We start from the raw sequence: 9,852 nt of genomic DNA on the forward strand, positions 1-9,852 counted from the left end.
CTTTTGTGTAATAGGAAGGCCAGCCGTCCGGAAGAAACATCTCGGAGCGCTTGGAAAGCAGTTGACTGCCGCCCGGAATGAGCTGTTTCGCCTCGTTCCAAAGGGCGATTCCTTTTTTTGATGCTGTTTTCTTTTTCATTATCTGGAAATTACAAGCAGTGTTTGTAATGTATGTTTTGCCGCCTTTATATCTTGCGGCGACTTCAGCCCATACCTGACGCACCTTAAAAACTCGCGAATCTCGGCAATAAACATCTTATTTAAATCCCCGTCTCCTTTATACACTGTTTTTCGGACTTTTTCACTCTCAAACACCAACCGACCTTCCCTGAAATCAAGCATAAGCGTACCACGGTCGGTAACCACCTCAAGAATATGCACCGGTTTTTTCCGCACATAATCAAGCGAAATTGAACTTAACACGCCGCTTCTATGTTCAAGAAAAAGCACCGCCGCCTCTTCGCTCTGTATACCGAGTGTATGAAGCGTGCTCCGGAACACGGTACTCTTTTTAATCCCCCCGAGCAATACCGAGAGATAATCCACCACATGAGAACCAGAATCCAGAATTACTCCGCCCCCTTTCTTCCCCGCCGCGTAGGTTTGTTTGTACCTACCGCCCCTCCGAGCCGAAGGAAGATAGTAGCCGAGCGTAACGCGTGCAAAAAGCGGAACTCCACATGTCCTGCGGAGAAGCAGTGCCTGCAGTTTCTGAAAGCCCGCATGAAAACGGTAGTTGCAGGCAACCATGACGACTTTCTTTTTCCGCTCTGCTTTTCTGCGGAGAGCATCAATTCCCTGCAGAGCGTGCGATATCGGTTTTTCAATAAAAACATGCGCACCGGAGTGGAGCGCCTGACGCGCATGAAGCACATGCAGATGAGGAGGAGTGCAGATGAACACAATCTCCGGATGCTCTGTCTTCAGAGCCGTGCTCATGTCAGTATAGGTTCGCAACTTTCCGTTTTGCGAAACAGCAGCTGCTCTTTTCTGCGAAGGGTCACAGATTGTCAGATTGCGGAATCCGAGCGCAAGCAGATTTTTGACATGCCGAGCACCAATTGACCCCACCCCTACTATCAGTATAGATTGCATACTGCCTATAACTCGGTCAATTCGTGTATTGTTTTAATGACAAAATCCTGGTCTTTCCTGCTCAAATCCGGATACAAAGGAATAGAAACTTCCGCCTCGTAAAATGCCTCTGCGTTTTGACACAGCCCTTTTTTGTAGCCGAGCTTTTGGTAGTACGGATGCAGATATACGGGGATATAGTGTACTTGCACGCCGATGCCGCGCTGCCGAAGTTTTCTGAAAATCTCCGCACGCTTCGGTACGAGACGTTTCGCAAGCCGAAGTGGGTAGAGATGCCAGCTGCTTTGCCTGTCGCGGCCTTCAACCGGTGGAATCAAATTCGGATTATGTGCAAAGGCCTCTGTGTAGTGCTCGGCCAATGCGCGGCGCGCTTTTATAAACCTCTCCAATTTGTTGAGCTGGGAGAGACCGAGCGCGGCCTGAAGGTCCGTCAGGCGATAATTATGTCCGAGTTCCTGCATTTCATGATACCAGTCGCCCTGATTCTTTCTCACAAACAAATGTGTATCCTTGGTTATCCCGTGCTCGCGGAAACGAATCAGCTTTGCAAGATATTTCTTGTTATTTGTGGTAATGGCCCCGCCTTCTCCGGTTGTGATGGACTTCACCGGATGAAAACTGAACATGGTCATGTCGGAAAGTCCACCGATACGTCTGCCCCGATACACGGCGCCAAGGGAATGCGCGGCGTCCTCAATAAAAATCAACCCATGTCTTTTGGCGAGCTTTCGCAGTTCATGCAGGTGTGCCGGAAATCCGGCGTAATCAACCGGCACAATGACCTTTGTCCTTGAGGTAATCTTTCGCGCCACCATTGCTGGGTCAAGCGTTCCGGTTTCGGCCTCCACATCGGCAAAAACAACCTTCGCGCCCGTCCACAGAACGGCATTGGTAGTCGCCGCAAAGGTGAGCGGCGAGGTAATAATTTCATCACCTTTTTGTATTCCCGCCGCGGCAAAGGCGGCTTCAAGTGCGGCCGTTCCTGACGAAAACGCAACGGCAAACTTGGCGCCTGTCTTTTTTGCGAGCACCTCTTCAAACTCCTTCACCTTTGGTCCCTGAGTAAGAAAGTCCGATTTAAGAACGCGAACAACGGCAGCTACGTCATCCTTGTCTATCGATTGATGGCTGTAGGGAATCATAAAATGAAATACTAGCGATACGTTCTCTTGCTTCACTGTGAAATGAAAGTTCTGATACTACTGCACAGCTCGGAATATGTTTTGACGTTAATGAGATTCTTTGCGGGTACTATACCTCCCTTATTATCCGTGGCGACATAGCTGATGGTCTTTTTGTTGCAAGCTAACGAAGCAATCAAGCTCATACTGGTCATTCCGATGACTAGTTTTGCTTTAGCTATATCATTGATTATCTTCCTGTTGGCCGACTTGGTTATCTTTATCGTATTCGAATATTTCTCAATGATGTCGTCATATTTACCTTTCTTCTCTGAAGGATGAAATCGTATAATTACTGGTACCGGTCTTTTGAGGGCGCCCACGATAGAAAGGATATCTCTTAATGCCCGAAATTCACTAACGTGATGAGCTGATTTTACCCCAGAGGTATTAGTGGCTCTCCCTACTGGCTCACTCAGAAATAAAATACTCCTACCTTCGGACTTTTTACGTTTCAGCTTATCATACTCTCGGACAATATCTAACAGATAATAATTAGGAATCTGCTTAATCCTGATGCTGGGAAACAATTTCTCCGCCATCTTAAAAGCGGTACGATCGGTAACCCAGATTTGATCGGGGATATTTTCTCGCCAGTCCTTTTTTGGGAAGCCGAACCGTTCCCGATAATTGACAAAGTGGTCTATAAGAGCGGCGGTTCGTAAGCCCAAACGCTTTGCTTCCACCAAGAAATCTACTTCAATACTAGTCATCCAGCCAGTGCCGGTAAGAACTAATTTCGCATTTCGATGTTTCCTTAAAATACCGGCTATCAATCTCCGCTTCTCTGGAGCTTTACTCCACACAATTCCATTCCGCTCCATAATCTTTACTGCCGGCCCACTGGTATAACAAATAAAATCAAAATGCTTTTGATTCGCTAACACATAGGCGGCCAAAACCTCAGCTCCACCAGCATCATTAGTCGCAATTATTATTTCTTTCTTAAACTTTAAATTCATGCCGTAAAATCCCATATCGAATCACATCTTTAAAGCTACCGTTTTTGAAGACCTGTCCGCGGGAGATTCCTTCCGGTTTGAAACCGAGTTTCAGGGCGAGCTTCTGCATGCCCACATTATCCCCAAAGGTGCCGCAATACATCCTATGCAGATTAAGCTCCGTAAAACCGTGGGTCATGATAAGCGAACAGGCGTCATATCCAACCCCTCGACTCCAAAAATCTTTATCACCGATAATGACCGCCAACTCGGCATTCTGATTCAAGAAATCAATATCCTGGAGCGCGACATTGCCGATGTGCCGATCCGTTCCCCGATCAACAATCGCAAGAATGAGGTTAGTACGCGATTTAATGATGCGCTCATAGTACTCTTTCATATTCTCATCGTAATTCGGGAATCGATGATGTGAGTTAAAAAGACAAATCTCGGAATCATTCAACCAATCACGATACACATCGGTTAGATCTTCTGTGCCGATAGTCCTTAAATATACCTTCTTACCTTCTATAAAAGCTTTCTTCATACTATTGTTTCTTAGAACCCATCTCAATAATAACCGCTCATTATATGGATAAAATTGGAACCGTTCTTTGTAGCATATCGTGAAGACAAGTCGCTTGGCTACCCAAACGTCCATATTTCGCCTGCAAAAAGCTCATCGCTCGTCAGCGTAGCTCGCTATGCTTCCTCGCGCTTCGCTTTTTTCGGCAGAAATCTGAACGTTTGTCTTAGCCATTATTATTGAGATGGGTTCTCGTTTTTTTAAGTTCCGCGCGATGCTTGTACACTTTCGTAAAAGCACCGATGATATCGCTTAAATCCGATTTCTTGATATGGGCATGCATCATGTCGTGTAGAAAGAGCTCCTTTTCATGCATCCTCTCTACTACTGGACACATACCTTTGCGATATACGGCCGCTTTTCCGCTCGGCAAATTAAACGGATAACCTTGTTTGCCAAAACCGGCCTTTTTTTGAAAAATCGGCAAGAGATAGAGCGGTTTGACATATCCGACGCTTATTTGAGCTCCTTCCAACTCTCGCAACTTTGTTGAGGGCAGTTCAGCTTTGACGGCCTTGATGAATAGATCCCGACTGATACCAACACGGTGTTCATCAAATAAAAACGGCTGAACATAATAAGCATGGGTTGCTCCCGAACGAACCGGGGCTGGTGTAATACCGGGAATCTGCGCAAGCTTGTCGGCCACATAACGGCAATTATCAACCCGAGCCGTTAATAACGGTTTTAACTTCTTCAATTGCTCTCTCCCGATAGCGGCCTGGATTTCCGTTAGGCGAAAATTGAAGCCGACCATATTGATGAGATTGGTAACTCCCTTATCTCCGACTACCGCTTCCGCATGGTTGCGAATTAATCGTATTCTATCGGCCAAAACATCGTTATTGGTTACGACCACTCCTCCTTCTCCCGTATGAATATGCTTATGGTAATTAAGTGAATAGACACCGATATCGGCCAACGTGCCGGCAAATTTACCCCGGTAGGTGGCTCCGGGCGCTTGAGCGCAGTCCTCAATTACCAATAGATTATGCTCTTTGGCCAGTCGATTAATCGCAGTGGCATCATAGGGCTGACCAAAGATATCAACGACAATGAGTGCCTTAGTTCGAGGAGTTAGACGCGCGCGAACCGACTTTGGATCCAAGCAAAAGTAGTCCGGCTCTATATCGGCAAATATCGGAATCGCCCCATACCAGAGCGGAGCGGTAGCCGAAGCGGACATGGTGTAGGGTGAGACAATAACCTCGTCGCCCGGACCGATACCGGCCGCGCCCACTGCGCATTGCAAACCTGAAGTGCACGAATTGACGGCTATAGCGTGTTTGACGCCAAAATACCTGGCCCATTCTTTTTCAAAGGCCTGCACTTCCGGGCCACCGTAGAAATCTTTGTCCCAAGATCCTAAATAGCGGGAAAGTATACCTGAATCAAGTACCCGGCTAGCTGCCTTTTTTTCCTCTTTACCAATAGTACGATAAGCCGGAAAGAGTTTAGTCCGAACGGGTTGACCGCCATTAATAGCTAATTTAGACATAGTGTTTCCTGAATTTCTTACCGGTTAACAATAACTCGCAAACCCGTTGCGTTTTCGCCGCGTCTTCAACCCTGCCTATCAATAATTGACCGTGGCTTAGATAGTGAACCACATTGTCAACCAGCGCAAGCATCGCCCTATTAAGGGAAGTCCTTTTGCTCACGGGTTTAGATAAGCATTGATATCCGGCATATCTGTGGTCTTTCCCAACATCTTGGACAGAAATGTAAAAACCTGAGTCAATCAAACGGATGCGACATCTTTCAAAAAGGATATCAAGTTCAAAGAGTGAATACTTGCGTTCATCGCCAACCATTAAATGAAATTGTTTACAAAGCTCAAACTCCAAACACCCTGATATGTTTGTATCAGAAGGGCTATAGTCTGCAACCGCTAGGGTTGTTACGACGCTCCTGGCCTCTCCAAATAGAAAGCGGCACAGGTCGATCATATGTGACCCGCTGTGAAGGATTCCTTTGGTGTAGGTACCGCTTGCGCACAAAACTTTCCCGTATTCTCCGGTAGTTATAGCATGCTGAATTTCTTGGACAGCGCGGTCAAAACGACGGGGATAATTGACGACTACTGGAATACCCAGGTGACGGTAAAGGCGGACGATTTTTCGCGTGTCGGCTACATGCAGAGTGACTGGCTTTTCGCAGATAACAATTCGTGGTCTATAAGGGGCAATCTTCAATAATATACCGAAATGAGACGAATCCGGCGTGCAAATACTTACTATTTCCGGCTGTACTGTTTTCATCATGGTATCCAAATCGTCATATGCCTGGCAGCCCCATTTCTTGGCCTCGCGGCGAGCCACACCCTTGTTGGTATCAAACATGCCCATTAAATCAACCCGAGGGTGCCTGTCAAAAGCGTGAGCGTGAGTCAACACCCCCCCGCTTTTAGGAGAGTCAAATTGTGAAGCGATTCTGCCTGCACCGATGATAACGGCTTTGAAGTTAGCCCTCGATTGTTTTCTTTGTTTTGACATGTTTGTTGATGGTCAGCAACTGCGGGTTGTTTCTTAAAAAGGTTAGTACCTCCGAGACGCCGAAGTTCTTATTGACGGGCAATAATCTCTCAAAAATGAGACCTACTAATTCATAATCCGCTTTCTCGTCAAGAGTCACGCGCAAATCAGGCCAGAAGTGCTCGTGTTCCTTGGGCAACCAGCCATGTAAGGCAAACCTCTCTGGGTGACTGTATAAGTACAACGAGACATGAACTCTATCAATTGGGTCCTGGGTGAGCTTGTCAACCTCCGCCAATACCGCTACAGGAAATACTTGCACATCAAAACCGTCTGGATAGGACCTCGGAAGGGTATTAGAGGCATAGTCAACATCATGAGAGAAAAATTCTTCAATCCCGCGATCTACCAACTCACCGTTTACCAGAGGACAATCTCCTGTTATCTCGACAATAATATCGCCTTGTACCGATTGCGCGGCCAATAGTACCCGAGACAGAACATCATCTTCGCTACCGCGAAAATAGGTAACGTTTAGTCTCTTAGCCAACGAGACTATCGGGTCATCGGCGTGGTTAGTCGTAGTAGCAACGACAATTTCATCCACATAAGCGCTGGTTCGCACCCTTTCCAAAAGACGCTCCAGGGCCGGCTTGCCAGCCAAAGGAAACAATACCTTGCCCGGCAGACGCGATGATGTCATGCGCGCCTCCACGGTGGCAACTATCTTTTTGTTGTTTCCTGTATACACACTAATGGAGAAAGAAATCAGAAAATTATAAATTCTTTATCAATTCCTTCAGCCGATTCTTGGTGAGCCATTCTTTATTGTACCGGCTATCGTAGCAAAATCCTTCACGCACCTTTTTCCCCGTTCTGGTGTAGGCGCGAAATCGTCCGGGAACTGACCATGACATAAATTCAGGAAGTATCACAAAATACTTCAAGAGCTCAATAGTACGTCTGGACTCTTGGTCGGTCAGCAGAACTTCATGTAGTTTTTCTCCGGGTCGCAGACCGACAACCTCCTTTTCTGCCCCAGGAATAAGTGCGTCAACGAGGTCGCCTATCTTCATACTGGGAATCTTGGGGATGAAAATCTCACCGCCCTCCATGTGCACAAGCGCGAACAGCACGAGCTCATGGGCCTGCTCCAAACTGAGCCAAAATCTTGTCATCTCGGGGTCAGTTATGGTTACTTTCCCGCCTGCCTTTTTGTTCCGAAGCAACGTCTCTACAAAACTCCCTCTGCTTCCAATCACGTTTCCATATCTGACAACAGAAAAAGAGGTCTCGCCTCCCGAATATGCATTAGCCGCCACGAAAAGTCGCTCCGCACACAGTTTGGTGGCGCCATACAGATTCCCTGGATACGCCGCCTTATCGGTAGAAATAAGAAGTACGTGTTTTACCTTCTGGTCGAGAGCGGCTTCAATGATGTGTTGCGTACCAACGATATTGGTCTTTATAGCTTCAAACGGGTTGTATTCAAGTGCTGGGACCTGCTTTAATGCCGCCGCATGCACTACAATATCCACCCCTGCAAAGGCACGCCGGAGACGCTCCACGTCACGAACATCCCCCAAGAAGAAACGCAGACGTTTGTCCCGTAATTCTCTTTCCAAGTGGTACTGTTTTAACTCATCTCGGCTAAAGATAATCACTTTCTTCACCCGATGCTTTGTAAGCAACATCCGGACAAAGCTCTCGCCAAACGAGCCGGTTCCTCCCGTGACAAGCACCGTTTTCCCCTTTAAGAAATGGTTTTTCATGTGCAAGCTCTATAACTACCGTGGAGACAATTCTGTTTCAATGGCCAAAACGAGATTGTGAACGTTTTGCCGCCTGTCTATTTTGGAGATTTCGTGAGTGTAGGAATCGAAATACGCTTCAACGCTCACTGTATCCAGACAAGCCAAAAGATTAATTACCTTCTGCTGCGACACTTTAAACCCATTCATGATTTTTTGCACGGCCGCTTTACAGGAAGCCGTATCTTTAACCTTAAACGCGCCTTCGGAGTGCTGATACCATGGATAGCCAAAGACCAAAACGGGTTTGGATCTCAAAATTGCTTCCCAACCGACACTACCAGCACCGGTAGCCACGACTTGCGAATGACGAATCAACTGAAACGAACTTGTGCCTATGGGCACTACTTTTACGTTTTTTAATTTCGCAATCGCTTTGTAATATCCTCTGTAGCGGAAATTGTAAAACTTTAATCCGCGAAGCAGCCAAAGAGCGGGATGTTCCTTGACATACACCAACCAACCCTCGGGCAACGAAGCCGACAAGGTTTCAATCATAAGAAGCTGGTCAACAAATACTCCCGCCTGAGGACACGTTTGCGCCTCCGGCTGATACTGAAGAGTGGCGTAAATAAATTTCTCGCTGAAATCAGCCCTTGACTGCACCCGTACATATTCCTTTTTGAGATTGGGACCGAGCGTCCTTGGCACATACGTAAGTAACGTAACAAAAACAGAAAAATCTTTATGCACGAGTAAGGATGTCCATACGGAACGGAGTTTAGCCAGAAACAACCCCACCCCCTTGTAGAGAGTGAGGACTTGTCGAGTATAGTGCGGCGATACATCCTCGCCAACTTCCGCATGCTTTTGATAGTGTGTTCTGGTTTCAGGCCTTAAATCAGTAAGGGAAAACTGCTTACTTTCGTTTCGTTTCATTTCGTCCAGCAATGCAACTGATCCTTTTTTATAGTCATTCATGACTATAGTATAGCCATTGGTGAGCAAGACGGGCTCGAAAATGATAACTTTAATATGCATCTTCATAGCGAGGTCATAGACGACAAAATCATATACGGTATGCGGTATAGCAGAGTAAATAATGGCATCCGGTTTCAATGCTTGTAAGACGCCCGACCAATAAGAAAGAAATCCGTAATACAGATGTTTTCGTTCCTCCAACGATATGTCCCAATATTTCTTGTTCATCATAGTCAGCACGGTGAGTTCGGTTTCCTGAAACTCCGTAATCAACTCTTCTCCAGGAGGATGAAAATTTGAGACATCTATCCCCTCAGCCGGTTTCCCCGCCAATGCGTCAAACACACTATGAAAAATAGTGCTGGGAAACTTGGCGCGGTCAACGCTACTCTCGTTAAAATACGTCCAGTAGACGATCTCATGAGAATTTCCGCCCAATTGAGCGACAACATCGCTCAAACCGAATTCCTTCCCGTCCCAACTCATGAAAAATAGACGCATAGCACAAATTATCTCAATTATTACTTACTCACTTCAATCCAGGCAGAGAGTCCGAAACGATTGGCGATTGTTTGCTTGAGCCCTCGCGGAAGCAGACGCCCGAGCGGGAGAAACCGGTGCGGAAACACATCCAACACATCAGGATTGTCATAGGTGTGTACCCGCACGTCCGGAAATACAGACCACAGCGTGCGAAATTCTGCGGGGGTATAAAACTTGGTAAGCATGTTGCCGCCGATTTCCGCGCCGTCGGTATACCGGTTAGCCAACTCCTGCACCGAGAATCGGAGCAATTTCCCGCGGAGAATGCCTTTGCCGAATTGGAGGAACCAGCGGAAGTGC

Annotated in this window: 10 protein-coding genes; all 10 read right to left on the bottom strand. The window is 46.8% G+C overall.

What is annotated here, in order from left to right:
* Positions 1-138: 138 nt before the first annotated feature.
* On the bottom strand, positions 139-1,095 hold the full coding sequence (locus Q7S09_03455; GenBank protein MDO8558216.1) for a Gfo/Idh/MocA family oxidoreductase: 957 nt from the start codon (positions 1,093-1,095) through the stop codon (positions 139-141).
* 5 nt (positions 1,096-1,100) lie between these two features.
* A complete protein-coding gene (pseC, locus tag Q7S09_03460; GenBank protein MDO8558217.1) occupies positions 1,101-2,237 on the bottom strand; it encodes a UDP-4-amino-4,6-dideoxy-N-acetyl-beta-L-altrosamine transaminase in 1,137 nt (378 codons plus the stop codon).
* Positions 2,238-2,269: 32 nt separating this feature from the next.
* Complete coding sequence (locus Q7S09_03465) at positions 2,270-3,253, bottom strand: hypothetical protein (GenBank protein ID MDO8558218.1); 984 nt, start codon at positions 3,251-3,253, stop codon at positions 2,270-2,272.
* Entirely contained in the window at positions 3,222-3,764 is a 543-nt protein-coding gene (locus Q7S09_03470; GenBank protein MDO8558219.1) for a GNAT family protein, read from the bottom strand. Before Q7S09_03470 ends, Q7S09_03465 begins: the two co-directional genes overlap by 32 nt.
* 205 nt (positions 3,765-3,969) lie before the next feature.
* On the bottom strand, positions 3,970-5,301 hold the full coding sequence (locus Q7S09_03475; protein ID MDO8558220.1) for a DegT/DnrJ/EryC1/StrS family aminotransferase: 1,332 nt from the start codon (positions 5,299-5,301) through the stop codon (positions 3,970-3,972).
* On the bottom strand, positions 5,294-6,298 hold the full coding sequence (locus Q7S09_03480) for a Gfo/Idh/MocA family oxidoreductase (GenBank protein ID MDO8558221.1): 1,005 nt from the start codon (positions 6,296-6,298) through the stop codon (positions 5,294-5,296). Before Q7S09_03480 ends, Q7S09_03475 begins: the two co-directional genes overlap by 8 nt.
* Positions 6,267-7,028 (bottom strand): glycosyltransferase family protein, encoded by a 762-nt coding sequence (locus Q7S09_03485; protein ID MDO8558222.1) that lies wholly within the window; start codon positions 7,026-7,028, stop codon positions 6,267-6,269. Before Q7S09_03485 ends, Q7S09_03480 begins: the two co-directional genes overlap by 32 nt.
* A gap of 25 nt (positions 7,029-7,053) precedes the next feature.
* Positions 7,054-8,049 (bottom strand): UDP-N-acetylglucosamine 4,6-dehydratase (inverting), encoded by a 996-nt coding sequence (pseB, locus tag Q7S09_03490; protein MDO8558223.1) that lies wholly within the window; start codon positions 8,047-8,049, stop codon positions 7,054-7,056.
* Between the two features lie 15 nt (positions 8,050-8,064).
* Positions 8,065-9,510: a hypothetical protein gene (locus Q7S09_03495; GenBank protein ID MDO8558224.1), complete on the bottom strand. Its 1,446-nt coding sequence runs from the start codon at positions 9,508-9,510 to the stop codon at positions 8,065-8,067.
* A 20-nt stretch (positions 9,511-9,530) separates the two neighbouring features.
* On the bottom strand, positions 9,531-9,852 hold a 322-nt coding region (locus Q7S09_03500; protein MDO8558225.1), incomplete at its 5' end, for a hypothetical protein.

This window comes from bacterium, assembly GCA_030649025.1.
Taxonomy (GTDB): Bacteria; Patescibacteriota; Minisyncoccia; order JAUYLV01; family JAUYLV01; genus JAUSGO01.